Consider the following 24,232-nt stretch of genomic DNA (forward strand, 5'->3'; position numbering starts at 1 on the left):
AGACCAATATGCAGAATAATAAATCATTAGAAAACTGGTTTTTCACAGCTTGGGCTGCTGCATTTGTTTCTGCTTTAGGCAGTCTGTATTTTTCTGAAATAGTCGGGTATGAGCCTTGTGAATTATGCTGGTATCAGCGTATCTTCATGTACCCGCAAGTGATTATACTCGGAATAGCGATCGCCAAAAAAAATGATGGCATTGCTCTCTACAGCTTATCCCTCTCTAGTATCGGTGCCGCCATTTCACTCTACCACTATGGTATGCAAAAGGTCGCTTTCCTTGGCGACAGCGCCGTATCCTGCGGCAGAGTACCATGTACAGGCGAATACATCAACTGGCTGGGTTTTATCACCATCCCTCTTCTTGCCTTAACCGGTTTTACCATCATTATTATTTCATGCATCATGATATTAAGAATCAGAAAGGCAGGTCGCTGAATTGAAAAAAGTCTTAATTTTCGCTGCTATCTTCATTGTTATATTTGGAGCATTAGCCTTTTTTACGAATTTTCAAAAACAAGAAACTGCCAAAGGAAACCCTTACGGCAAAACCACTCTTGAGCCCGAAACCGAAAAACTGCTCGACGACCCGAACTATCAAAACAATATTCTGCCAGATGAACTGGAAGCAAAAATAAAAAGCGGCGAAGACTTTATCGTCTACTTTTATGCATCAAACTGTATTCATTGCCTGCGCACTACCCCAGAGCTTATGCCGCTGGCCAAGGATATGGGCATTGAAATTGATCAATTCAACTTATTGGAATTTCGTGATTACTGGGATACTTTCGGGATTAGCTCGACTCCAACCCTCGTTCATTACAAAGACGGGGAAAAAGCCGATTCTTCCATAGGTGAAAAAACAAAAGAACAGCTTGAACCAATCTTAAAAGAGTGGTCAGGGAAATAAGTAAAAACAGTCCGCCAGTCGGACTGTTTTTTATGTAAGTTCAGCCGGAGTGAGTGTGTTTTTATGCCGGGCACAGGACCGGTAGTGAGAAGAATACAAGCCGATCCAAACCAGTTGGAGCTGCAGAAAAATTATGAACCGCTTCCGCCGCTGATCAAACCCTATCACTAAGCCCTCCCACATACGAGGAGAGCATTTTTCATATTAGGTATCTATTAGCGGCCCGGGTGTAAAGCAGGCTGCCCTGGCCGCTTCCTGCTAAAAAATCGCTGAAATTGAGAGACAGTTCGTACCCGTAGCTCCTTAGTATTTCCCGGTTTCTTTCGTATAAGCCTTCGTACATTTTCATATCTTCCGCTTCTTTTAAAACGGCGATTAAGGTTTGGAGACTTGAGATAATTTCAAAGGCTTCTTTCAGGGTCCCGTTGTAATTCATGCTTTCCTCAGCGGGTTTCAAAACAGACATTTTTTCAAGTTTGCTGATGGTTTCGTCTGTAAAATAAATCGGAAAGACTTCATTGTACATTTCTTCAATCAGTTCTTCGATATGCTGCTCTTGTTCATTCGTTGATGCTGCTACGATTTTCATTGACCCCATCCTTTGCACCTGAAATATTCGTAACATTAGAATATCACAGGCAGGTCCATAGCCGGACAGGTAAGTGTTTCCTCGTTTGCCGGGGTGTGGTTTTGTCCGGTATACTTTTACAGGAAGATGGGACATCTGGAGGGATACGAATGAAAAGAAGAGGCACTTGGCTGGAATATTACGCAGAGAATTCTGCTCCCCTTCATGTAAACGAATGGCTGCTGAAACAGGCAGGTGCGACAAAAGGCGTAATCGCTCATTACCGGAGGAACAGCGGACTTATGGTGAACGGAGCTATTCTCACTGTGGAGAATCCTGTGGTTGCCATAGGTGACGCGATCAGCCTGGAAGTTTTTAAACCGGAAGAGTCCGGTACTGTGCCGGAGTTAATGGGAATTGAGATATTATTTGAAGATGAACATCTTGTTGCAGTCAATAAGCCTCCCAATATGAAGACACACCCTAATTTTGAAGGGGAAACCGGGACACTGGCTAATGCACTGGCTTTCCACTTCATGATGGAGGGAGCTGGAACTGCCATACGGCATGTACACCGCCTGGATGAGGATACTTCCGGGGCTATCCTTTTTGCAAAGCATGCCCTTGCTCAGGGAATCATGGACCGGGAGCTTCAGGATCACCTTATCGCCCGAACGTATCTTGCAGCTGTTCATGGGCTGCCAAGGCCTGCCAAAGGGACTGTTTCCGTGCCGATAGGAAAGGATCGCCATCACGCCTCGCGGCGAAGGGTCTCCCCCGGAGGGCAGCCTGCTGTAACACATTATGAAGTCATTCAGCACAATGGATCCGATTCAATTCTTAAAGTTAGTCTGGAAACCGGAAGAACTCATCAGATCCGGGTTCATTTGAGCCATATTGGCCATCCTATTATTGGAGATAAGCTATATGGCAGGCCATCCAGCCTGATTAACAGGCAAGCCCTCCATGCAGCACACATCAGCTTTTCCCATCCGATTACGAAAGAACTGCTCACTCTTGATGCACCAATTCCTAAGGATATGAGAAGATGGAAAATGTAAAAAGCGCCCGATTCAGAGTGAATCGGGCGCTTTTATTCTTCCTTGCTTAGAAATCAAAATTATCCGGGTCCGGACCAACGCGCTTGTCTTCATTCAGCGCATCAATTTTTTCCATTTGATCCTGGGTTAGTTCAAAGTCAAAGATATCGGCATTTCCTTGAATGCGATGCTCTTTAACGGATTTCGGAATAGTGACTACTCCGCTTTGAATGTCCCAGCGCAGAATAACATGCGCCACGGATTTACCGTGCTGCTCCGCTATTTCTTTAAGTACAGGCTCTTCGAATAGCTGGCCTTGCATGAGCGGAGACCAAGCTTCCACCTGAATGCCGTTTTCTTTGCAGAACGCACGGACTTTTTCCTGAGTCAGCTTTGGATGAAACTCCACTTGGTTTACCATCGGCACAACTTCGGCATCCTTCATTAAATCTTCAAGATGGTGGACCTGGAAGTTGCTGACACCGATTGCTTTAATTTTCCCCTCTTTGTAAAGCTTCTCCATCGCTTTCCAGGAGTCCTTATATTTTCCTTCAACGGGCCAGTGTATCAAGTATAGGTCAAGGTATTCCAGGCCAAGCTTTTTCATGCTGTCATCAAATGCTTTAAGTGCAGATTCATAGCCCTGATCTGCATTCCATAGTTTAGTTGTAATGAAAAGTTCTTCTCTAGGGACACCGCTCTCCTTAATCGCTTGTCCTACTCCCTCTTCATTCTTATAAGCAGCCGCCGTATCAATGCTGCGGTAGCCTGCTTTAATAGCGGCTTTTACGGAGCTCACCACTTCGTTTCCATCTTCTACTTTCCAGACGCCCAAACCGAACCATGGCATTTGCACTCCATTATGGAGAGCTGTAGTTTCCTGTAAACTTTTAACCATTATGATTAGCTCCTTTCTCTTACCAATTTCTTTTATATTATCCTCCATCACTTTTTAAATATCAAAAATGTTGCTTGCATCAATATTTAGAATAATGGATATGTAACAGGCCTTTACTCCAAATTTACGTATGGATACATCTATAGCTATACCAATACTAAAAATATTACTTTTATTACACAACAGAGGCCTTTTGATTCATGTATTGTAACACTGTAAACTTGTCTAGACATATCGCTTTATTTTCAGATAATTCCGGAACTGGTTCCATAGATGATGAAAACCGTTTGCAAGTCCTTTAATACCGGTCATATCAGGTCTAATAGCCTGTTAGTTTTTTCACAAGACCTCTTACATAAACTGGATTGCAGAAATGTGTGATTCCAACTATATTTTGACTTGTGCAAAGGTGAGCGATGTTCACGATTTGCAAAATCTTTTTAACGAGGTGGAAGATGAAAAAGTCACAACGCATGATCAAAGGAGTCATTTCCGCTTCCCTTGCAATGGGAATGGCAGCAACAGCACTTGCTCCAAGTGCGCAAGCCGTTACTCAGCCGGAAGCTGACACTCCTCTGGCTAAAGACAAGCTTGAAAAACTATCAGTTAAAGGGATTGAAAAGCTCGACAACGGGGTTAAATTTGACCTTGGTGACAAAGACGCATTCATTCGTCTGTTTGCAGATGATCTTGCGAAGGTATCCATTCTTGAAAAAGGAAAAGAAGAGTATACTTCCCGCGGAATCGCTAAGAAAGATTGGAAGACTCCAAGATTCACAGCGAAAGACAAAGGCAAAGTGTACGAGCTTAGAACGAAAGAACTTATCATTCATATTAAAAAAGATACATTCGGTGTCAAATTCATGGATCACAAAGGAAACGTGATCAATGAAGATTACATGGAAAACGGAAGCACATCCGGTTATGAAAACGGAAAGCCTTACGTCTACAAAAAGACGGACGAAGATGAAGCATTCTATGGCTTTGGTGAACAGGCCGGCCTAAACTTGAACCAGCGCGGTGAGAGTCTTGGAATGTGGAATACTGATGCTTACGGCTATGACAAAGATACGAAATACCTTTATACAACCATTCCTTTTTTCATTGGTCTTAAAAATGAAAAAGCGTACGGAATTATGTTTGACAATACTCATCGTTCTTACTATGAGATGGCTTCAGAATCTGATGACTACTACTACTTCTATGCAAATGGCGGAGACTTGACTTATTACTTCATGAACGGTCCTGAAATTTCTGACGTTCTCGATCGCTACACTGAGCTTACTGGTAAACAGGAGCTTCCACCAGAATGGTCCATGGGCCTTCACCAAAGTAAGTGGGAGTATGAAGCAGAGCAAATCGTGAATGTAGCGAAAACATACCGTGAAAAAGGAATTCCAGTCGATACGATGCATTTTGACATCGATTATATGGATGGATACCGTGTTTTCACTTGGAACAAAGAATTCAAAGATGCACTTAAGCAAGTCGAAGGAATGGAAGGCTTCCATACCATCGCAATCAACGATCCTGCTGTTAAAGTAGATGAAAACAACAAAACGTACCAAGAGGGTACCAAAAACGATTATTGGGCTAAAAATGCTGACGGAACGAACTTCGTCGGACCAGTTTGGCCTGGAGATTCCGTTTTCCCTGACTTCTCTAAACAAGAAGTACGCGACTGGTGGACGAAAAACCATGACTCTCTTCTTGATGAAGGAATTGATGGAGTATGGAACGATATGAACGAACCTGCCGTATTTATCGACACGGAAGAAATGCACCATACATTGCCTCTCGATGCATACTTCGGATACGATGATAACAAAATTCTTCATACTGAGTACCACAACCTTTACGGCCATGACGAAGCGGAAGCTACATACAATGCTTGGGATATGCACAAGCCAAATGAGCGCCCATTTGTTTTGACACGTGATATGTATGCGGGAACGCAGCGTTACTCAGCACTTTGGACAGGTGACACGGTCAGTACTTGGGAACACCTTGCTATGTCTCTTCCAAGCCACATGAACATTGGAATGTCCGGTGTAGCAAACGTAGGAACGGATATCGGCGGATTTGCTCAGCGTCCGACTGCAGAAATGTATGCACGCTGGATCCAAGTCGGAGCTTTGTATCCATTCTCCCGCATTCACTATGATAGTGATGGAAAAACTACTGTGAAGCAAGGTCAAGAGCCATGGGCCTTCGGACCGGAAGTTGAAGAAATCAGCAAAAAGTACATTGAATTGCGCTACAAGCTTCTTCCTTACATCTACAATGCATTCCAGGATGCTACTGAAACAGGCAAACCGGTTCAGCAGCCGCTTGTATACCAATTCCAGGAAGATGAGAACACATACAACATCGCAGATCAATTTATGTTCGGTGATAACCTGATGGTTGCGCCTGTTGTAAAAGAAGGACAGACATCCCGTAATGTTTACCTTCCAGAAGGCCACACTTGGGTTGACTTCGATTCCGGCAAAGAGTACAAAGGCGGACGTACGATTCATGTGAATGCAGAGCTTGATCATATGCCAATGTTCGTGAAAAAGGATACCATCACTCCGACCCGCGACGTACAGCAATATACAGGCGAAAAACCGCTTGAGAACTTGGTTCTTGACACTCATCTTGATGACAAAGCAGAGTACAGCTTCTATGAAGATGATGCTGCCACACTTGATCATAAGAAGAAAGATGAGTCAAACGAAACGAAGTTTACAGTTGAGCGCAAAGGCAAGCATCAGGTTGTCTTCAGCCAGAAGAAATTGAAGGCGGACTACGAAGATACGAAGATTGAGCAATATACGCTTAAACTAAATGATGCTAAAGAGCCAAGAAGAATAACAGCCGGCCTAAAACGCTACAAAGGGGTCAGCTCTATGGACAAAATGACTCACACAAGCCGTTCTTACTTCTTTGATGAGAAGACAGATACACTTTATGTGAACATTCCTGCAAAAGAAAGAAGAGACGTTAAAATTCGTTAATTAAACTAAAGGGGCTGCCGGGATGATCCCGGCAGCCTCTTTTTATATACGGAGGCGATCTATTCCATCATGAATAGACAGACAAGAATTCTCGCGGTATCGGCTCTCATTCTGAGTGTACTCGGCCTGTTTTATCTATATTCAGTATATAAACCTGAGCCCAATCAGATCAGTAAACAGACTCATTACGCTCAATTTGAAGTGAATAAAGCCCGCTATATACCCGGTGAAGGTGTTTCTTTTTCGCTTAGGCTTCCGCATGAACCAGAGCAGAAGACAGCAAATGTCCGCTATTACCACCTAAATAAACCGATCGCGTCACAGGAAGTCACTTTTAAGAAAGAGCATGCTTCCTGGACCTGGACCCCGCCAGAAAAAGATTATAAAGGGTACCTGGCGGAAACGGTAATTGATGGCACACGTTATACAATAGGGGTGGACGTATCAAGTGACTGGAAGGTGTTTCCGCGCTACGGCTTTTTATCAGACTTTTCACATGACGCCCTCAAGAAATCCGATAACGTGTTAACAGAGCTGAACCGGTACCATATCAACGGACTGCAATTTTATGACTGGCACTATAAGCATCATTCCCCTCTTAAACTTGAAGATGGAACACCATCTTCTGAATGGGAAGATATTGCCGGCCGGCACGTTTCCTTCTCAACACTCCGGCACCAATTAGATAAAGCTAAACAATACGGGATGCAAACAATGGCTTATAACCTTTTATATGGAGCTTTTGAGAATGCAGGACCAGAAGGGGTTAAAGATGAATGGAGAGTCTATAAAGACCCTGATCATGCTGTCCAGGACATCCATCCTTTACCGGATAGCTGGAAAAGTGATGTTTATGTCATGAACTCAGGAAATCCCGAATGGCAGGAATACATCTTGTCTAAACAAAAAGCGATCTATGAGCACCTCCCATTCGACGGTTGGCACCTTGACCAGCTTGGTCCAAGAGGAGAGGTTTTTGACCACAGCGGCAATCCGGCAGAGCTTAAAGATCAATTTGATGAATTCCTGCATCATGCAAAAGAAACAATGCCTGATAAATCACTCGTCCTGAACGGGGTCAATCAATATGGGCAGGAACAGATTGGAACAGCACCAGTTGATTTTATGTATACCGAGGTTTGGGATGAATACAAGGAATTTGGCGATCTAAAGAAAATCATTGATTACAATGCGAGTATTTCTGGAGGAAAAAGCACTGTTCTTGCGGCTTATATGAATTACAGCCTTTCCCAAAGACAGCAAGGGAACTTTAATCCGCCAGGGATCCTTCTTGCCAACAGCGTCATCTTTTCATCAGGCGGCGCACATCTCGAATTAGGCGAGCACATGTTATCTAGTGAGTATTTTCCTAATAAAAACCTAAAAGCATCAGATGAGCTGAAAGAACAGCTCGTTCCATACTATGACTTCCTGGTCGCTTATCAAAATTTGCTGCGGGGGGAAAATGTTAAAGAATCACCGCTTCAAATCGAATCCGGCCTACCCATCAGTAAGAAACCGGAAAAAGGAAAAGTCTGGGCATTCTCTAAAACAAACGGAAATCACAGTATGGTCCATTTTACTAACTTTACAGCAGCGGACTCAATGGAATGGCGGGATACGGAAGGCACCCAGCCTGAGCCGGAGGCTATTGGCAGCTTTGAAGTAAAAGTTAAGGAATCGGCGCCCATAAAAAAAGTATGGGCAGCATCACCGGACTCCCGAAAAGCAGCTCCGGTTCCCGTCCATTTTTCACAAGAAGATCAAAACGTTACAATCCGTGTTCCTTCACTAAAATATTGGACAATGCTTGTAATGGAGTATGAATAAGGAGCAGGGATAAGAGTATTCTCTTTTAATTTCGTTTGGGCAGATTAAGGGTACACGTTGAAAAGCGTGATATGTCCTTCTATTTGTGACCGAAATGGCTTTCACGAGGAGAACCCCCGGTATGTACCGGGGGTTTTTATCCATATGTTCTCTCATCAGTTCTTTTTTAAAACTTTCATTACAAAATCTGCAATATATCTCTTACTTCCCGAAGCATTCTTTTCTTAGTGGCCTGATCTGCGAAGGTCACTCCATACATAAATCGGTGAGATACCATCTCAATTCCGCAAAGATGAAAAATGCCATAATCCATTGCCGTCTCCATAGCCATCACAAGCTGGGACGGCTTTAAATTCTGCTCAGGCTGACCGGTCGTCTGGAAAATCAGCCCATTTTTTCCTTTAAGCAACCCTTCTGATCCACCCTTAAGCATCCGGAACGCAAATCCATTCGTAAAAACACGATCGATGTAGCCTTTCAGCATAGCAGGCATACCCGCCCACCATGTAGGAAAAATGAAGATCAATTGCTCAGCCCATTGTATATAGGATTGTTCTTCTGCAATATCCGGAGAAACCTTAGTCTGGAAGAATTCAGAATAGTTATCTTCCATAAGGACTGGCTGAAAATTAAGCCGGTATAAATCCCGGACTACAATTTCGGCCTGGAGCATTTTCAGCTGATCCATCACTGTTTCCAAAATTGCGCCGTTAAAGCTGTCAAGCTTTGGGTGCGCAAAAATAATAAGGGCTTTCATTAGCAGGAACTCCCCCTTAAGAATAACTGCTGAAATGAAACAGTTACTCCCAGTTTACATACCTGCTGATATTTTTCTCTTTCTTATCGCTTTTCATTCACAAGCCGCTTCGCTTTCATATCAACCTGCTCCACAAAAGCTGAAACTTGCTGGATCGAGGCGTTCATTTGCTCCACAGCCGAAGCTGCAGCTGCAATTTTATCCTCATTGTTCTCGTGCTGAGTCTGCAAAGCACCGATGATGCGGCCGACATCTCCGCTGCGTCGGGCTAAATGATCGAACCGTTCTGTAACCTTCGTTAAATGGTCTTCACTTTCTGATTGGATGGCTGCCATCTTATCAAAATCATCCGTTGTTCTGGATATGACCGAAACACTTCCATTGATCATGTCAGAGGTTTTATGCAGCGACCGGGAAACCTGCTCCTTTGCTTCAAGAATTTCTTTCAATATATCTTGAATCACTTGCGAGGATTGTGAGGACTGCTCAGCAAGTTTCCTCACTTCATCCGCTACAACCGCAAAGCCCTTTCCATGCTCCCCTGCTCTTGCTGCTTCAATGGCAGCGTTGAGAGCCAGCAAATTGGTCTGGTCCGCAATCGTTCTTATGGCGCTCAAAACTTTTTCAACCTCGGAAGTCTTCTCTGTTAACAGCTGCACATGGTGCACGGAATTCCCCGAAGATTCCTTAACCTCATTTATACTGACGATCGCATTCGTTAAATGCTGCTTATTGATCTGGATCAACCCATTGATTCGATTTGAATAATCCGAGATCTGATCCGTAAATTCTTTAGAGGACTGGATTTCCTTTTCCATATTGCGCATTTCAGCAGATGACCGGATCATATCCTCCTGAAAACGGACAGAATCAGAATGAATGGATTGGATTGCTTCATTCATTTGGGTGACTCCTCCGCTCGTATCCGAGATATTCAGATTCAGTTCTTCGACATGACCTCCGATTTCTGATGATGCGGTTTGGTTTTTCTGAAGAACCAGACTCATTTGTTCCTTTAATTCTTCGCTCTCAGATAGCATCCTGTCAAAACGCTTTGTACTGTTTGAAAGAAGCAATCCGATAAAGAGAAATTGCAAGCCATAATAAACCGCCGTCAATATGCTTCTGTCCAGCCCTGATTCAATATCGAGCGGATCAGCCAGGTATAGATGTGAAAATTGTGCGGCGATAACAAGCGGCAGTGAAACAAAAAACACCTTCTTCATCAGCCGGTAATCTGCAAATAATGCAGCAATTCCAAGCGGAAGAAGCCAAACGAACGGAACATTTACCCATGAATCCGTATGAAGCAGAAAGGCAAATACAGCCATGCACCAGACGGACAGTCTCTTGAATGTTTCATCATTTTTCCTGAACTTATAATGAAGCGCAGGATATAAAAACAGAAGAAACAGAAAATTGTATGTAACATTCATGAAGGTAACCTTTGGCATTCCATAAAGAACTTTCTGGATAAAACTGTTCGCAAAAATAATAATCCCTGCAATTAAGAACAAACGGTACAAAGTAATTGATACGTTCTGTAAATTTCGTTGTTTTACTAATGTATTCTCCATTAAAAAATCCCTGCTTTCCTATCTCCATATCTTTTATTTCGGCAATTTTGTAAAAACTTTAACTTTTTATTTTCCATTTTATAGGCATATAGACTATAATACTATTGAACTAAATAACAAACAATACAAAACATTCAGTTGGAGGTAATTATGAAGCTTAGAAAGGTTTTCTTCTCTTTGATCGCCGTTTTGTTTCTTTACAGTGTAGTCATTCCGAATCATCTGCTAGCTGAAGCACAAGGAACGCTGCTTAAAAGTCCGTCGAGTTACCCAAGCACTTATGAGCAGTCAAAAGAACGTTTTCGAGAATATGAAACTGCTTTTTCAGAGTGGAAGGAAGTATCAGGTGAAACCTTTCGACTATCCAGTTCAGAGAACCTATCAATTGATTTGATAAAAGCAGAAGCGGCAAAATCCAAGGATACATTAATTGTATTAACCAGCGGCTCACATGGAATTGAAGGTTATACGGGTTCGGCTATGCAGGATGTGTTTGTTAAGGATTTTCTGCAAAAGCTCAACCCTGCTGATACTGGCGTCTATATGGTCCATTCCATTAATCCATGGGGGATGAAAAACTTCCGCCGCTACAATGAGAACAATGTTGATTTGAACCGCAACTTTATCCCGGACTGGAATTCTTTCGATTTAACCAGCAATAAGTCCTATAAAGAGCTGGAAAACTTCTTTGAGCCGGATAAAAAAATCGGAAATATCGTTGCACATGACGCTGCTTTCACCGCCGCACTGGCAAAAACATCCGCGGTATCCGGGACAGACAAAGTGGAAGGAGCTTTATTGACCGGACAGTATACTAATCCTAAAGGGGTTTATTACGGGGGAACAAAGGATGAACTGTCGACTGCTTTTATGAAAAGCGAATTCGACCAGATGCTCATGTCTCCATATAAGCAGATTATTCACATTGATTTGCATACTGGATACGGCCCCCGCTATCAGATGAGCATCTTCAGCTCGTCTGCAGAAACTTTGACAGAAGAAGAAGCGCAGGCTGCCTACCAGTATCCTCAGGTCTTAACCCCTGATACTGAAGGGTTCTACGCATCTACTGGAGATATGACAGAATATTTCACCGCAATGGCGAAAGCGAAAGCTCCGGAAAAAGCGTTCTATTCCACCACTTTTGAGTTTGGCACTCTCGGAGACGGAACTGTTGATTCCATTCAGTCTTTAAAGCGTACGATTGAAGAAAATCAGCTTTTTCACTATGGTTCAAGCAATGAACTTAGCGAACTGATCATTCAGGCGAGATATAAAGAGCTATTCTATCCTCGCGAAACGAAATGGCGTGAAAAAGCAATAACAGATTTTAAGCAGGCAATGACAGGTGTTCTGACCTATAAAGGAGCCATCCAGTAATCTTTTTATATAAACTGGAAAAGCAGGAAGCGAAATTACCGCCTCCTGCTTTTCTTATTTCGGCCTCTCCATAGAGAAAATATCGCCGATCTTTCCATACTTTGTGCCGGCGAGCCTGCTCACTGCACCAAGTTCTCTTTCCATGATCTTCCCTTCTTTATAAACACTTTGCTTAAAATGATACTGGACGACCCGCCCGATAATAAAGTCCACTGCAGGTTCTCCATCCCGGCCTCCAAGCTCTAAATGGTTTTCGAGCACACATTCAAACCGGACCTTTGCTTCCTCTATACCCGGGACTTGAACCTGCTGGCTTTGAGTAAGGGTTAATCCGCTAAAGTCAATTTCACTTTGGTCAGGCGGAAGCGGAGCAGATGTTTCATTTATACTTTTTACATTTTCCTCGTCTGTTACATGAATGACAAATTCTTTTCCGTTAATAATATTTCTTGCTGTATCTTTCATTTTCCCCTCTCCCCGCTGTACAGCAATGGTTAACAGAGGGGGATTTGAAGAAGCTACATTAAAAAAACTAAACGGAGCTCCATTTACCACATCATCATCGGAAATTGATGTGACAAAGGCTATTGGTCTCGGGATTACACTGCCTGTCAGCAGTTTATAATTCTCCAATACTGATAAATCCTTCGGACAAATTGAAATCATCCATACCATCCTCTCGATCATAAACTGCCACCGTGCAGGCTTATATCTGTTCAGGCTGCCTTACATCCCGGAAGAAAGCGTCTCCTTCCAGCATCCAGCCATTCATGCTGGGTTCTTTCGTCATACAGGTCCGTCTGCCTATGTTGGCAGATACCCGTTTTTCAAAAGCAATAATCTAAATATTGGTTACTAGTTGAATAATTGAATAATTGAATTACCTTTCCATCTGTTTTGACAGCATAAACAAAGACGGCTAAAGTATAATAACAATAGCGTTTCCGGATTTCCAACCATCCCATTGAAGATACTGCAGATGTCTGGACGGATGATCGTTTTCCGCCCAAGCTTATATATTCCGGCCCTTTACCGGATGATTGCTCAGAACTCAAACAATTTGACTGAAAATCCTTTTATTCCTTCAGCAGCAAGCTTTAATCGATTCAATTTATCCATTTACCAGAGGTGACTTTATGGAATTAAGACAGCTGAAATACTTCGTAGAAGCAGTCAGGCAGAAAAACTTCACAAGAGCTGCTGAAAAAATGCATGTCTCCCAGCCTGCTCTCAGTAAAATGATAAAATCCCTGGAGGATGAACTTGGTGTTCCTCTTATTATCCGTAATCATAAAGGACCTGAGCTGACTGATGCAGGACATTCGGTATACACTCATGCCGTGCGGATGATCAGCATTGAAAAAGAATTGCTGTCTTCGGTCATTGATGTGAAGGGGCTTAGCAAAGGGACGATTAAAATTGGCATCCCCCCTATTATCGGGAGCCTTTTTTTTCCGAAAGTTCTCTCTTCTTTTCATACCGCCTATCCGAAAATAAACATTCAAATTACAGAATTCGGAGCGAAAAAAGTTGTAGAGAGTGTTCTCGCAGGAGAAATTGAAATGGGCGTAGCCGTACTGCCTGTGGACGAAGAGCGATTTGATGTCTTTCCAATTGTGGATGAAGAAATGGTCCTTCTTGTTAACGAAAGTCACCCGCTTGCATCCAGCAGAGAAGTAAGGCTGGCCCAGCTTAGCCGTGAAGATTTTATTTTTTACAGTGAGGATTTCGCTTTATATGAACAGGTCAGAGAGTACTGTATAAATGAGGGGTTTGAACCAAATATTCTATTCCAAAGCTCCCAGTGGGATTTTATGTCTGAAATGGCGGCTGCAGGGCTCGGGGTCACAATCCTTCCGCAGTCCATCTGCAGCCGGATAACGAGCAGCCGTCTGCGGAAAATTCCAATCCGGAATCCTGCAATACCGTGGAGGCTTGCGATTATTACTGTAAGAGATTCTTATACTACATTTGCCGGCAATGCGTTTATTGAATTTATCCTTGGTATGAAGGACCGTTTAAGAACCGGAGATTGACGGAGCTGGAAAGAGCCGGTTTCTGATCTATCCATAACTAAAAGTTATGATTTTGATAATAATTATATATTTCACGAATTATTGCCTTCGTGCTATTGTAGAATGCAGGCAAACAATAAAGAGAATCCAGTATAGTTGCTGCATCCGGCCATCAGACCGGGTTAGTTGCGTTAATAAAGGATTTCTTTCATCGAACGGTTAGATATAAGGATTGTGGAAGAGCTGAAAGAAATCGCTCCTGAGGCTTGCGATATGATCCTCGCTTTTGCATACAGCGCAGTGCTTTCGCGCGAAGGCCTGATAAACAGGCAGGCTCTCTAGTTACACAAGCCGCACTGGAACTCCAAATAAATACAGAGCTTACCGCAGGTCTCACACCTAAAGAAATATAAAAGAGTCAATCATTCATAACTCCCTATACCAGCTTCCAGAGAGTTATGAATGCCTTAACCGCTGCAAAGATAGCAGACAATCAGCGAAAAAAGAGACGAAAGCGTCATCTTTACTAAGGGTCTGACTCAGGCTTTTTTTTAAACGATTGTATGTTTTGAAAAGGAGGGTCGCTTTTGAAGTGGATCAGAGTCATTACGCAAATCGGTTTCATCCATTGCTTTTATCTTCTCGGAGTCTTCGTAAACCACATTTTAACTCTTCCCATTCCTTCTGGAATAATCGGCATGACTTTTCTTCTTGCAGCCCTCTATTTCAAAGCAATTCGACTTGAATGGGTTGAGAAAGGAGCTGCGTGGCTTTTAGCTGAGCTGCTGCTGTTCTTTATCCCTTCTGCTGTTGGAATCGTCGACTACCGGGAATTATTCGGCTGGGTTGGGATTCAATTGCTTGGCATTATTTTAGTGAGCACGTTTATTGTAATGGGTGCGACTGCTCTTACAGCTGAAAGGATTCATAAAAGACGGGAGGCGATAGCAGATGCTGATTGACATCATGGCTGCCACTTTCATCACATTCATCGTCTACAAACTTAGCCAGTGGTTTTATAAAAAAGTGAAATTTCCTTTGCTGCACCCTTTGCTGATCAGTCCGGTTATTCTGATTGGCCTGATCCGGTTGCTGGAGGTCTCAGCATCCGAGTATACTGACCTGTCAGTTCTCCTCACACCTATGCTGGGCCCGGCTACAGTTGCTTTTGCCGTGCCAATCTATAAGCATGCCCATCTTTTAAAAAAATACATGGCTGAGATTTTTTTAAGTGTAGCAACGGGCTCTGTCGCAGCAATCGTGACTTCTTTTATTCTGGCCATTTGGGTCCATTTAAACGGAGAATGGATTTTAAGCATTCTTCCACGATCCATTACAACCCCGATCGCAATCGAAGTCTCAAGAGAAATTGGCGGTCTTCCTGCCCTCACCACCGCATTCGTCATTGTCACAGGAATTATCGGCGGAATGATTGGCCCTTCTATCATAAAGTGGATGTCCATTAAAACGCCCGTTGCAAAAGGGTTGATGCTTGGGATGGCCGCTCACGGTGTAGGTACATCGAAAGCAATGGAATATGGAGAATTGGAAGGAACCTTTTCCAGCCTATCCATGATTCTCGCAGGCTTTCTTACCATCTTTCTCGGATATTCACTCATTCCGCTATTAGCTGGTTTTATCTTATAGCAAACGCTCAAAGCATCCGCTTTGAGCGTTTTTTATGCAGCTGCTATTCTGCCAATAGAAGCTGTTCATACAGTTTTTCCCGCTTGCTCTGAAGCTGCCGGAGTTTTTCTGCAGCTTTCGGTATTTCTTCCAGAAGTGCAATTTCCTGCTCAAGCACTTCTAATTCCACTTCAATTTCATGGGCACTTCTTGGTCTTTCTGCAGACGGCTTCCGCTCATTCTGGAGTTCAGTCTGGAGGAATAAATCCTCCATTTTGCTCCTGGCATAGCGATAACCGCCTGTGAATTTATGCAATTTCTGATTATAGATCCAGGCGGTTTTGGTAAAGAGCTTTTCTAAAAAGTACCGGTCATGCGACACCGCGAGCACCGTCCCGTCAAAATGTTCAATCGCGTCCTCCAGCACCTCTCTTGACTCAATGTCCAAATGGTTTGTAGGTTCATCAAGAATAAGAAGGTTAATATCCTGGTGCATCAGCTTAGCAAGCTGAATTCTCATTTTCTCTCCACCACTGGTGGTTTCCATTTTCTTAAATACGGACGCGCCGTAAAATAAAAATTTTGCCAGTACATGCCGGGCCTCATCTTCTGTTATTGAAATTCCGCTGCGGAAACATTGGATAATGGTTTCATTTTCTTTATTTTGTGAGATCATTTGCTGGGCAAGATATCCTGTCTTTACACTGCTGCCAAGCCTTGCAGATCCATAATCCGGATATTCCTGATTTAAAATCATACGGATAAGCGTTGACTTTCCTGATCCATTTTCTCCCACAATGGCCAGCCGATCCTTATACAGCACCTCCAGATTCGTATTGTTAAACAAAAGTTTATCTCCAAAGCGCTTCGTCACTCCATCGATTACCACAGTTCTTTTGCCGCTCCTGTCACTTCCATTGAAGGTAAGATCCATTTTTTTATGGTCAAGCACCGGCTTCTTCAGCTTTTCCATGCGCTCCATCGCTCTTTCCATATTTCGAGCCCGCTTATGAAGTCCTTCATTAGGAGGGTTTGCCTGGTTTGCCCATTCTTTCAAACGCTTAATGGCTTCCTTCATTTTCTTGATTTTCTTCTGCTGTTCCTGGTAAGCCTGGAATTCAAGAAGGAGCCGATTTTGCTTCTCTTCTGTAAATCCAGTGTAGTTGCTGTGGTAGACGGTTATTTCTCCATCGTCTAAATCCAGAATTTTTGTTGCGGTTTCATCCAGAAAATGCCGGTCATGTGAAATCATGATGACGGTTCCTTTATACTCCCCAAGAAATTGCTCCAGCCATTCCACTGCCCGAATATCCAGATGGTTCGTAGGTTCATCTAAAAGGAGCAAATCAGGCTCCTGAAGTAAAATCATTCCTAACCCGACTTTCGTTTTCTCACCGCCGCTTAGAGAGCAGAAGGGCTGGTCCAACAGGCCTGAAATCTGCAGACCGTCAGCTACCTTGCTTAGCTTTGAGTCCATTTCATATCCTCCAAGACGCTCAAATTGATCCTGCAGGCTGCCGTAACGGATTAGAACCCTTTCCAATTCTGCACGGTCCGCTCCTGCCATTACAGCTTCAAGATCATTCATTTTCCTTTGTATTGAACGTAAATCCTCAAAAGCTCTCCTAAGGATTCCTTCTGCTGTCTCTCCCGCTGCAGCCGTTGGAATTTGTGCAAGATAACCTATTTTCGTATCTTTTCTAACAGACACAACTCCTGCATCAGGTAGCTCCTTGCCCTTAATGATGTTAAATATGGTTGTTTTCCCGGTTCCATTCCGGCCAACCAAACCTACCCGGTCATTATCGTGAATTTCTAATGATAAGTTTTCAAACAGCAAATGCGACCCAAAGGATTTTGAAACATTTTGTACAGAACAAATAATCATTGGCTAAACACCTCCAAATTTATTTTTTTATGGATTAATCGTGGTCTCCTCACACCCGCTGCTATGCTTTACACTCGAATCAAACGATGCAAAAAAAGCCGGAATAAGCAGAATTTGCTCATCCCGGCCAAAAAAGCACAAAAAAGGAGAGCTAACAAGCTCTCCCATAGCGCACTTTATAAGCAGATTAGAGATTCTTCTTAACATTCTGTCATGCTATGCAGTTGCGAAAAAGGACAGACGTGTCCCGTTGGCAGCTGCTGCATGAAAAATTGCACGGCATAAATATAGGAATGTCAGTCGGTCAGCCTGTGCAATTGCAGAACGTTTCATCTCTTCTCCACCTCCTTCGGCAAATTGTACTCATAGTATAGCCGAAAAATTGTTTACTGACAATTTTTTATTTTCTCTTACTAGTCTTCACACACATCTTCCTAAGAAGGATTATGATTCACATCATTAAAAAGAGCACTCATCATGAGTGCCGGGTTTAATATAGCTCTACATAAGGCAGGACCAGCTTAACTCTCGTCCCTAAACGGCTTTTGCTGGTCACTTCAATCTTTCCTTCGTGATTTTTCAGAATCTCCATACTGACGGCCAGGCCAAGCCCTTTTCCTGAAGTTTTGTTAGTTGAAAATGGAATGAATAGCTTTTCCATTATCTCTTCTTCAATACCGCAGCCATTGTCGTCAACGATGATTTCTATGGATTCCCTTTTCAGGGTTGTGAAAATTTCAATTTTCCCCTTACAACCGACGGTTCCCATAAATGATTCCATCGCATTCCTGACAATGTTTAGAAGAACCTGTGTAATTTTCCGATTATCCACAAACAGCACCGGGTTTTTTAAATTGGCCTGATAATGAACTTCACAGCCAAAATTCAAGGCTTCCCTTTTCGCAATCATCGCCGTTTCGTCAAGCAGCTGGGAAAGCAATACCTTCCTCTTCGCCATGATTGGAGGACGCTCGTCAAATAAGTATTCATACAGTTCATTATTCGCCCGATTCAGCGCTTCAAAGGACAGCGTTTTTTCACCCGGGTCGATGAGATGCGGTTTCACCTGGTTAAAGAATCCCTTTATGCTGGTGAGCGGGCTGGAAATATCGCTTGAAATACTGGCAGCAATCTCCTTAAAGGACCGTACATGATGGTTTTGTACAGCCAGCTCCTTCATTTCCTTAAGAGACTTCTCAAGCTGGGCATTTTTCTCCAGCAGCGACTGATTGGCTTTCATTAAATCCAGTTCAAGGTTTTTCATCGCCTGATAAACAGGCTCCAGCGATTCTTCTTTATTGACGCAAAAAATATGAATGGTATCTTTGTTTTCATACTGAATGTATATGTCAAACAGGCATAGCGGTTTGCTTTTCGTTTTCATGTTAAGCTCAATCCTTGAAATAGACGGTGTATCAAGGATAAACGATGCCGCCTTCTTTTTGCTTCCAATTCCTACTATATCAATGAAGTTGAAGGCTTCATCAAATTCATTATGGGTTCTCTTTGAAACAGCGAGAATGTTAAGCCGCCGATTTACCATAAAATAAGAGAAAGGTACCTTCTCGTATTTATTAGACATTAATTGCATTTCCATGTTGAACAGTCCCTGTATAGTTAATTAGATCCTCAATCTCTGTAAGGCTGCGGATAATCATCGTGCCGGGAGGACAATGAAACTCCAGATCGTGGCTGGCTGCAAGCTTCCCACCTACCATGATAACCGGTCCGAACGGCAATTCCTCCAACACTTCAATATATTTATTAACGAGCGGCAGATTGTAGGCGATATTCACTGAAATCCCAATAACTTCAGGCTTAAATTTCTCTGCAAATTGCAGTGCATGTTCAAGCTTTAGATTTCTGCCGAGACACTGTGTATCCCATCCGTTTTCGTGAAAATAGTTTGAAACTATATGCACTCCCAAATCGTGCTCTTCCCCTTCAACACAAAAGAACATTGCTTTTTTCTTTTTCAAAGGAATGACATGATAGGTTTGCTTTAGAGAGTGATAGTACTTATATGAAAGAAGGTTTTTGCATACGTGGGAAGCTACATGCTCTTCGGCAACGGTTATCCTATTTTCTTCCCAAAGCTCACCGATGTGGTACATCGCTTCTTTTATCATATCGTAAAACTCCATGGTGTTCTTGCCGGAGGCTGAAGATTCGAGAAAGGTCCAGGCTTTCATTACTTTTCCATCCAGCAGAAGCTTACTTAGCTCTTCCACTTGAATATTCATTTTTCCTCACCTGCCTTTATTAAGTTCTCACGCTTAAAAATGCCAGTAAACAAAGCCTAACATAAGTTAGGCAAATAAGGTATGGTTATGCCCAGTCATCATTATAGGATGGTTTTTAGAGAAAAATAATTAACTTAATATATACCCAGTAGAAAATACTATAAACCGTAAGAATGAATTTTTTTGACGCCAGGTCCGGGAAAGGCTCGCAGCGGCTAAGCAAAGGCTCTATCTCCCTTGGATGGAGTCAGCAGCCGGAATTGCTTTTTAGAGGTTATTTAATTAAAGCGGAGATGGCATGATGAAAGTCGATCAACTGAAGGAAGAATGAAGATTATATATATTTCTGGGAGCATTCAATAAAACCTTCTAAGTTTGTGAAAAATAATGATGTCTTCTATGTTCAGTAATATTATCTAATACAATCGTAACACATTCTTTTAATACAAAACCCCTTTTTCCGGCTTTGTTACATAAATTTAACGATTTCACAAACAATAAATCGAAGCTTCGGCAGCACAGGGGGGATAAGCAATGGATCTAAAAGAGGGATTCAACGGGAGCCTTAAGGAAAATAAACATGCTATAACAGCGATCCTTCATCCCATGCAGGATTTGTCCTTCCATCCTATTTTGCTTCCATCCCAGCCTGCAGTCGAAGGTTGTCTTATCCGCTTAAAAGGGATTTCAGATGATACGAAAGTAACAGAGAAAATTCTCCAGCCCATCCTGAATTCAAACGAGATTCCTTTAAAAAAGGATTTCCTTAAAAAGCTTACGCGAAGGGTCCTGGCAAGCGATTTGTCTATTGGAACCTCCCCTATGGAGGCGGCGGAAGCTGTACTCGAGGGTCACACCGTCCTGCTTATTGATGGCTACAAAGGATTTATCGACCTCGAAACATCTGGAGGAGAACACAGACCGGTAGAGGAAGCGTCTTCTCAAATGGTCATCCGCGGCCCTAAAGAGAGCTTCAATGAGACAATCCGGACCAACACAGCTCTGATCAGGCGAAGGTTAAAAACTCATGACCTTAAACTGGAGCAATTAAAAATCGGAGAAATTTCTGCTACTAAGGTCAATTTGATGTATTTGGAAAGCAAAGCCAGTCCGGCTACACTGAAGCTGATAAGAAAACGATTGAAGGATAATGAAACGAAGCTCGTATTAGAATCCGGCTATATTGAAAGAGTGCTTGAGGATCACCAGGTTACTCTTTTCCCCACAATAAATCATACAGAACGGCCGGATGAAGTGGTAAGCAGTCTGATTGCCGGAAGAATCGCCCTTTTAATCGACGGAACACCGTTTGTTTTATTGTGCCCGACAAGCTTTAAGCACTATTTCTACTCACCAGAGGATCTCTATCAGTCCAACGCTGCAGGAAAGCTGATTTTACTGCTTAGATACCTTTCTTTTTTCCTGTCTGTTTTCGCACCCTCCATATATATCGGAATGATTACCCATCATCAGGCCCTTATTCCAACTTCTTTACTGATTAGTTTGTACTCACAGCGCGAAGGGGTGCCTTTTCCGGCCCTGATTGAAGTATTGATTATGGAAGTAACATTTGAAATTCTGCGCGAAGCAGGCGTCAGGCTTCCAAGGGCAATTGGCCAAGCCATCTCTATTGTAGGAGCGCTCGTTATCGGACAGACAACGGTACAGGCAGGACTGGTATCTACAGCAGTTGTGATCGTTGTCTCAATTACCGCCATTTCAAGCTTTACTTTGCCAAATTACAGCCTGGCCATCACAGCACGCATGGTTCGATTCATCCTGATGTTCGTAACTTACTTCCTGGGCTATTACGGACTGATGCTGGCAGCTATTATGTTTGCCGGTCATCTTTACCAGATAACCACGCTTGGAACACCTTATATGTCAAAAGGAATGCAGGCCGGCAAGGGAGGCAGCAAAACGTGATAAAGTGGATGATTCTTCTCTGCATGCTTCCCATTTTAGCCTCATGCGGTACCCAGCAGGAATTAAACGATCTTTCGATTGTTATCGGAATCGGGGTAGATACAGCAGATCAAGGATACCAGGTTACCCTGCAGCTTGTAGACCCAAGTGAAATTTCAACCGGAGCGGGAATGTCCCCCGGCGGAAAAGCTGTCCCGGTCATCAACATGGTCGGTGAAGGAGCGTCCGTAAATGAAGCCTTTCAGGAGGCGGTATCCAAAATATCCAGAAGAACCTTTTACAGTCATTTGTCTGTCGTCGTCATAGGAGAAGAGCTCGCAAAACGGGGAATAAATGAAATCATTGAACATATGGAACGCGGATCGGATATCCGGAGCAGCTTGCTGCTTTTTACGGCCAAAGGCCAGACCGCTCTTGAAGTGCTATCCGCCCTTCCTCCTTTAACGAAGGTTCCTGCCTTATCCGCTCAAGGGAAAGTGGAAAACAACCTTGAAAACTACGGAACCGTTACGAAAGTCAATATTGTAGACTGGGCGAAAATGACCGGCTTTGAGGGTTCGGATGCCGTCATGCCAGGCATTTATAACCGCGGAGACCCAGAAGTATTCAAAAAGCAGGAAAATCTTGAACAAAGCGAACCATTTTCTACAGCCGTCGGGTATACGGCTATTTTTGGAAAAGATTCAAAGCTGAAATACTGGATTGGTCCAGAAGAAACAAAAGCGATGCTCATTCTTAAGAATCAGGCACGCCGGACATTTATTAATGTAGCCTGCGATGGAGAACATATATCGTATGAGCTTCCCTATTCAAAATCAAATTTGAAGGTAAGCGAAAAGGCAGGAAAAGTTTATATTGATATAAAAATCTTCACAAGAAGCGAGCTTTATTCCCTGGGGTGCATGAAGGAAAAACAGCTCACGGAAAAAATGATCAGAAAGCTGGAGAATCTGATGACAGCCGAGCTTAAAGATGGTATCTTTCGGGCAGTTCAAGCATCTCAGGATAAACAATCAGATATTTTCGGCTTCGGAATGAAGTTTGCCCAGCGTGAACCGAAGAAATGGAAGGAGGTTAAAGATCGTTGGAAACAGCTGTATGAAGATGCGGAAGTTCGCGTTCAGGTGTCAACCGAATTGCTTAGGGGCGGAGTAGTCGAAAGTCATATGTAAAGAGGGATTCTTATGGGGAAAATTTCATCAAGGCAGCTGTTTTATTTAATTTTTATATTTGAAATCGGCAGTGCCATCCTTCTTGATCCCGCTAAAGAAGCTATGAAGGATGCATGGCTGGCCATGCTGATCGGGTTTGCCGCCAGCATTCCGAATCTCCTTGTCTATATTTATTTATCCAGGCTTTCAGGACGAAAAACAATTATCGGAATACTGATCATGCTTCTCGGGAAAAAAGCTGGAATCGCCGTTTCTTCCCTTTACATTCTTTATTTTCTCTATATCTGTACCCGGGTGCTGAGGGATTTTGGGGAGCTGCTTATCATTACAGCCTATGATGAAACGTTTTTAATCGTGATCAGCAGCTTTATGATGCTGGCAGTCATGTATTTTGCAATCAAACGGGTCCAAGTGATTGCAGGTGTTTCAAAGCCCCTGTTTTTTGCTATTACAATCCCATTTTTAGTTGTTGTCTCTTTTGAAGTCATTTCCAGAATTGTGGATGTAAACGAGCTGCTTCCCGTACTTCAGGATGGACCGCTTCCTCTTTTAAAAACGGTGTTTCCAACAGTCATGACCTTCCCATTTGGGGAAATGATTGTATTTACGATGTTTTATCCTCTTGTTCAAGAAGGCGCGAAGCTGATCAAAACAACACTGACCTCAATTTTTTTGGCCACACTGGTCCTGTGCACAACTGCCCTGCTTCATGTTTCCATCCTCGGAGCAGAAATGACGAAAAACTTTGTCTTTCCGATTCTTGCCACGGTCTCTCTCATCAACATTTCAGACTTTATCCAGAGGCTAGACTCCATCGTTGTCATTTTAATGATTATCGTGGGTTTTGTGAAAGTGTTTATGTTTTTCTATGCCGCACTTAGAAGTACGGTCGAGTTAACCGGCACAAATAACCCGGTGCCTCCCGCCCTGATTTATGGAATCGGAATCACCTTTGCCTCACTCTCTGTTGCCAACACTCAATATGAACATTTCCAGGAAGGTCTCAATTTTGTTCCATTTTTTCTCCACGTTCCCTTTCAGATGATCATTCCAGCTGTCCTGCTTTTCGTTCTTTGGCTGAAAAAAAGGAAAAAAGGTGATGCAGTTGACCATTATAAAGAAATTTAAAAGAGCATTAACAGAAATGAAAACGATAGCCTATTCACTTACGATCATAATCGTCCTTTTTATCGGGATTGCCTGTATTGATTTGTATCAGGGCTATTCGTGGAACATGATCATGAAAACGTTTACGCATGAGTTGAAAACGTCCTCCATGAACGATCTTTTCTCAATGTCCATTTTCCTCATTCTCATTATCATCTATCTTTATGTGACCTCGGTAAAGTCGGACAAAAAGAAATCTTGAAGATTGACCGCCGAATACAGCGGAGAAAAAGC

The 24,232-nt window shown here is 42.9% G+C and carries 22 protein-coding genes; 13 read left to right on the plus strand and 9 right to left on the minus strand.

What is annotated here, in order from left to right; translation table 11 throughout:
- The first annotated feature begins 8 nt into the window (after positions 1–8).
- Together ACQCV8_RS18675 and ACQCV8_RS18680 are read left to right on the plus strand one after the other, a co-directional pair.
- Positions 9–440, plus strand: coding sequence for a disulfide oxidoreductase (locus ACQCV8_RS18675; protein ID WP_426846972.1), 432 nt, complete (start codon positions 9–11; stop codon positions 438–440).
- A 1-nt stretch (position 441) separates the two neighbouring features.
- Positions 442–912 carry a thioredoxin family protein gene (locus tag ACQCV8_RS18680; RefSeq protein WP_426846973.1) on the plus strand — a complete coding sequence of 157 codons (471 nt, stop codon included), beginning with the start codon at positions 442–444 and terminating at the stop codon, positions 910–912.
- 199 nt (positions 913–1,111) lie between these two features.
- On the opposite strand, the gene ACQCV8_RS18685 is transcribed toward ACQCV8_RS18680, so the two are convergent.
- Positions 1,112–1,501 (minus strand): DUF5365 family protein, encoded by a 390-nt coding sequence (locus ACQCV8_RS18685; RefSeq protein ID WP_426846974.1) that lies wholly within the window; start codon positions 1,499–1,501, stop codon positions 1,112–1,114.
- Between the two features lie 149 nt (positions 1,502–1,650).
- On the opposite strand from ACQCV8_RS18685, the gene ACQCV8_RS18690 reads away from it, so the two are divergent.
- Positions 1,651–2,541 (plus strand): RluA family pseudouridine synthase, encoded by an 891-nt coding sequence (locus ACQCV8_RS18690; RefSeq protein ID WP_426846975.1) that lies wholly within the window; start codon positions 1,651–1,653, stop codon positions 2,539–2,541.
- Between the two features lie 46 nt (positions 2,542–2,587).
- On the opposite strand, the gene ACQCV8_RS18695 is transcribed toward ACQCV8_RS18690, so the two are convergent.
- Positions 2,588–3,418 carry an aldo/keto reductase gene (locus ACQCV8_RS18695; RefSeq protein WP_426846976.1) on the minus strand — a complete coding sequence of 277 codons (831 nt, stop codon included), beginning with the start codon at positions 3,416–3,418 and terminating at the stop codon, positions 2,588–2,590.
- A gap of 455 nt (positions 3,419–3,873) precedes the next feature.
- On the opposite strand from ACQCV8_RS18695, the gene ACQCV8_RS18700 reads away from it, so the two are divergent.
- Positions 3,874–6,417, plus strand: coding sequence for a TIM-barrel domain-containing protein (locus ACQCV8_RS18700; protein ID WP_426846977.1), 2,544 nt, complete (start codon positions 3,874–3,876; stop codon positions 6,415–6,417).
- A 69-nt stretch (positions 6,418–6,486) separates the two neighbouring features.
- Entirely contained in the window at positions 6,487–8,247 is a 1,761-nt protein-coding gene (locus ACQCV8_RS18705) for a glycoside hydrolase family 66 protein (RefSeq protein WP_426846978.1), read from the plus strand.
- A gap of 178 nt (positions 8,248–8,425) precedes the next feature.
- Here ACQCV8_RS18705 and ACQCV8_RS18710 read toward each other — a convergent pair whose 3' ends face one another.
- Positions 8,426–9,004, minus strand: a complete 579-nt coding sequence (locus ACQCV8_RS18710) for an NAD(P)H-dependent oxidoreductase (protein ID WP_426846979.1) — start codon at positions 9,002–9,004, stop codon at positions 8,426–8,428.
- 83 nt (positions 9,005–9,087) lie between these two features.
- The gene (locus ACQCV8_RS18715) at positions 9,088–10,581 is read right to left on the minus strand and encodes a methyl-accepting chemotaxis protein (RefSeq protein ID WP_426846980.1); all 1,494 of its coding nucleotides are present in this window, start codon (positions 10,579–10,581) and stop codon (positions 9,088–9,090) included.
- A gap of 150 nt (positions 10,582–10,731) precedes the next feature.
- On the opposite strand from ACQCV8_RS18715, the gene ACQCV8_RS18720 reads away from it, so the two are divergent.
- A complete protein-coding gene (locus ACQCV8_RS18720) occupies positions 10,732–11,961 on the plus strand; it encodes a M14 family metallopeptidase (protein WP_426846981.1) in 1,230 nt (409 codons plus the stop codon).
- A 54-nt stretch (positions 11,962–12,015) separates the two neighbouring features.
- Here the strand turns inward: ACQCV8_RS18720 and ACQCV8_RS18725 are convergent, their stop codons facing one another.
- Positions 12,016–12,627 carry a flavin reductase family protein gene (locus tag ACQCV8_RS18725; protein ID WP_426847014.1) on the minus strand — a complete coding sequence of 204 codons (612 nt, stop codon included), beginning with the start codon at positions 12,625–12,627 and terminating at the stop codon, positions 12,016–12,018.
- Between the two features lie 470 nt (positions 12,628–13,097).
- On the opposite strand from ACQCV8_RS18725, the gene ACQCV8_RS18730 reads away from it, so the two are divergent.
- From ACQCV8_RS18730 to ACQCV8_RS18740, 3 genes are all read left to right on the plus strand, one after another.
- Positions 13,098–13,997, plus strand: a complete 900-nt coding sequence (locus tag ACQCV8_RS18730) for a LysR family transcriptional regulator (protein ID WP_426846982.1) — start codon at positions 13,098–13,100, stop codon at positions 13,995–13,997.
- A gap of 566 nt (positions 13,998–14,563) precedes the next feature.
- Positions 14,564–14,938 carry a CidA/LrgA family protein gene (locus ACQCV8_RS18735; RefSeq protein ID WP_426846983.1) on the plus strand — a complete coding sequence of 125 codons (375 nt, stop codon included), beginning with the start codon at positions 14,564–14,566 and terminating at the stop codon, positions 14,936–14,938.
- Positions 14,928–15,623 (plus strand): LrgB family protein, encoded by a 696-nt coding sequence (locus ACQCV8_RS18740; protein WP_426846984.1) that lies wholly within the window; start codon positions 14,928–14,930, stop codon positions 15,621–15,623. Before ACQCV8_RS18735 ends, ACQCV8_RS18740 begins: the two co-directional genes overlap by 11 nt.
- 43 nt (positions 15,624–15,666) lie before the next feature.
- On the opposite strand, the gene abc-f is transcribed toward ACQCV8_RS18740, so the two are convergent.
- From abc-f to ACQCV8_RS18760, 4 genes are all read right to left on the minus strand, one after another.
- Positions 15,667–17,490: a ribosomal protection-like ABC-F family protein gene (gene abc-f, locus ACQCV8_RS18745; RefSeq protein ID WP_426846985.1), complete on the minus strand. Its 1,824-nt coding sequence runs from the start codon at positions 17,488–17,490 to the stop codon at positions 15,667–15,669.
- A 216-nt stretch (positions 17,491–17,706) separates the two neighbouring features.
- Entirely contained in the window at positions 17,707–17,823 is a 117-nt protein-coding gene (locus tag ACQCV8_RS18750; RefSeq protein ID WP_426846986.1) for an RAxF-45 family protein, read from the minus strand.
- A gap of 157 nt (positions 17,824–17,980) precedes the next feature.
- Positions 17,981–19,087: an ATP-binding protein gene (locus tag ACQCV8_RS18755; RefSeq protein WP_426846987.1), complete on the minus strand. Its 1,107-nt coding sequence runs from the start codon at positions 19,085–19,087 to the stop codon at positions 17,981–17,983.
- Positions 19,065–19,733: a cobalamin B12-binding domain-containing protein gene (locus ACQCV8_RS18760; protein WP_426846988.1), complete on the minus strand. Its 669-nt coding sequence runs from the start codon at positions 19,731–19,733 to the stop codon at positions 19,065–19,067. Before ACQCV8_RS18760 ends, ACQCV8_RS18755 begins: the two co-directional genes overlap by 23 nt.
- A gap of 534 nt (positions 19,734–20,267) precedes the next feature.
- On the opposite strand from ACQCV8_RS18760, the gene ACQCV8_RS18765 reads away from it, so the two are divergent.
- From ACQCV8_RS18765 to ACQCV8_RS18780, 4 genes are read left to right on the plus strand one after another with little or no spacing between them, the layout of a single operon-like run.
- Complete coding sequence (locus ACQCV8_RS18765; RefSeq protein WP_426846989.1) at positions 20,268–21,659, plus strand: spore germination protein; 1,392 nt, start codon at positions 20,268–20,270, stop codon at positions 21,657–21,659.
- Positions 21,656–22,831 (plus strand): Ger(x)C family spore germination protein, encoded by a 1,176-nt coding sequence (locus tag ACQCV8_RS18770; protein WP_426846990.1) that lies wholly within the window; start codon positions 21,656–21,658, stop codon positions 22,829–22,831. Before ACQCV8_RS18765 ends, ACQCV8_RS18770 begins: the two co-directional genes overlap by 4 nt.
- Before the next feature lie 12 nt (positions 22,832–22,843).
- Entirely contained in the window at positions 22,844–23,959 is a 1,116-nt protein-coding gene (locus tag ACQCV8_RS18775) for a GerAB/ArcD/ProY family transporter (protein ID WP_426846991.1), read from the plus strand.
- Complete coding sequence (locus tag ACQCV8_RS18780) at positions 23,931–24,200, plus strand: hypothetical protein (protein ID WP_426846992.1); 270 nt, start codon at positions 23,931–23,933, stop codon at positions 24,198–24,200. Before ACQCV8_RS18775 ends, ACQCV8_RS18780 begins: the two co-directional genes overlap by 29 nt.
- Positions 24,201–24,232 lie beyond the last annotated feature (32 nt).

This window comes from Metabacillus sp. 84 (genome assembly GCF_050107715.1).
Taxonomy (GTDB): Bacteria; Bacillota; Bacilli; order Bacillales; family Bacillaceae; genus Metabacillus_B.

What these genes read in the sequence shown, in the direction of transcription:
- abc-f (WP_426846985.1), bottom strand. Translation starts at nt 17,490, where the DNA reads ATGATTATTTGTTCTGTACAAAATGTTTCAAAATCCTTTGGGTCGCAT.
- ACQCV8_RS18755 (WP_426846987.1), bottom strand. Translation starts at nt 19,087, where the DNA reads ATGGAAATGCAATTAATGTCTAATAAATACGAGAAGGTACCTTTCTCT.
- ACQCV8_RS18700 (WP_426846977.1), top strand. Translation starts at nt 3,874, where the DNA reads ATGAAAAAGTCACAACGCATGATCAAAGGAGTCATTTCCGCTTCCCTT.
- ACQCV8_RS18730 (WP_426846982.1), top strand. Translation starts at nt 13,098, where the DNA reads ATGGAATTAAGACAGCTGAAATACTTCGTAGAAGCAGTCAGGCAGAAA.
- ACQCV8_RS18765 (WP_426846989.1), top strand. Translation starts at nt 20,268, where the DNA reads ATGGATCTAAAAGAGGGATTCAACGGGAGCCTTAAGGAAAATAAACAT.
- ACQCV8_RS18740 (WP_426846984.1), top strand. Translation starts at nt 14,928, where the DNA reads ATGCTGATTGACATCATGGCTGCCACTTTCATCACATTCATCGTCTAC.
- ACQCV8_RS18705 (WP_426846978.1), top strand. Translation starts at nt 6,487, where the DNA reads ATGAATAGACAGACAAGAATTCTCGCGGTATCGGCTCTCATTCTGAGT.
- ACQCV8_RS18710 (WP_426846979.1), bottom strand. Translation starts at nt 9,004, where the DNA reads ATGAAAGCCCTTATTATTTTTGCGCACCCAAAGCTTGACAGCTTTAAC.
- ACQCV8_RS18690 (WP_426846975.1), top strand. Translation starts at nt 1,651, where the DNA reads ATGAAAAGAAGAGGCACTTGGCTGGAATATTACGCAGAGAATTCTGCT.
- ACQCV8_RS18675 (WP_426846972.1), top strand. Translation starts at nt 9, where the DNA reads ATGCAGAATAATAAATCATTAGAAAACTGGTTTTTCACAGCTTGGGCT.
- ACQCV8_RS18775 (WP_426846991.1), top strand. Translation starts at nt 22,844, where the DNA reads ATGGGGAAAATTTCATCAAGGCAGCTGTTTTATTTAATTTTTATATTT.
- ACQCV8_RS18715 (WP_426846980.1), bottom strand. Translation starts at nt 10,581, where the DNA reads ATGGAGAATACATTAGTAAAACAACGAAATTTACAGAACGTATCAATT.
- ACQCV8_RS18780 (WP_426846992.1), top strand. Translation starts at nt 23,931, where the DNA reads ATGCAGTTGACCATTATAAAGAAATTTAAAAGAGCATTAACAGAAATG.
- ACQCV8_RS18760 (WP_426846988.1), bottom strand. Translation starts at nt 19,733, where the DNA reads ATGAATATTCAAGTGGAAGAGCTAAGTAAGCTTCTGCTGGATGGAAAA.
- ACQCV8_RS18750 (WP_426846986.1), bottom strand. Translation starts at nt 17,823, where the DNA reads ATGAAACGTTCTGCAATTGCACAGGCTGACCGACTGACATTCCTATAT.
- ACQCV8_RS18725 (WP_426847014.1), bottom strand. Translation starts at nt 12,627, where the DNA reads ATGATTTCAATTTGTCCGAAGGATTTATCAGTATTGGAGAATTATAAA.
- ACQCV8_RS18695 (WP_426846976.1), bottom strand. Translation starts at nt 3,418, where the DNA reads ATGGTTAAAAGTTTACAGGAAACTACAGCTCTCCATAATGGAGTGCAA.
- ACQCV8_RS18720 (WP_426846981.1), top strand. Translation starts at nt 10,732, where the DNA reads ATGAAGCTTAGAAAGGTTTTCTTCTCTTTGATCGCCGTTTTGTTTCTT.
- ACQCV8_RS18685 (WP_426846974.1), bottom strand. Translation starts at nt 1,501, where the DNA reads ATGAAAATCGTAGCAGCATCAACGAATGAACAAGAGCAGCATATCGAA.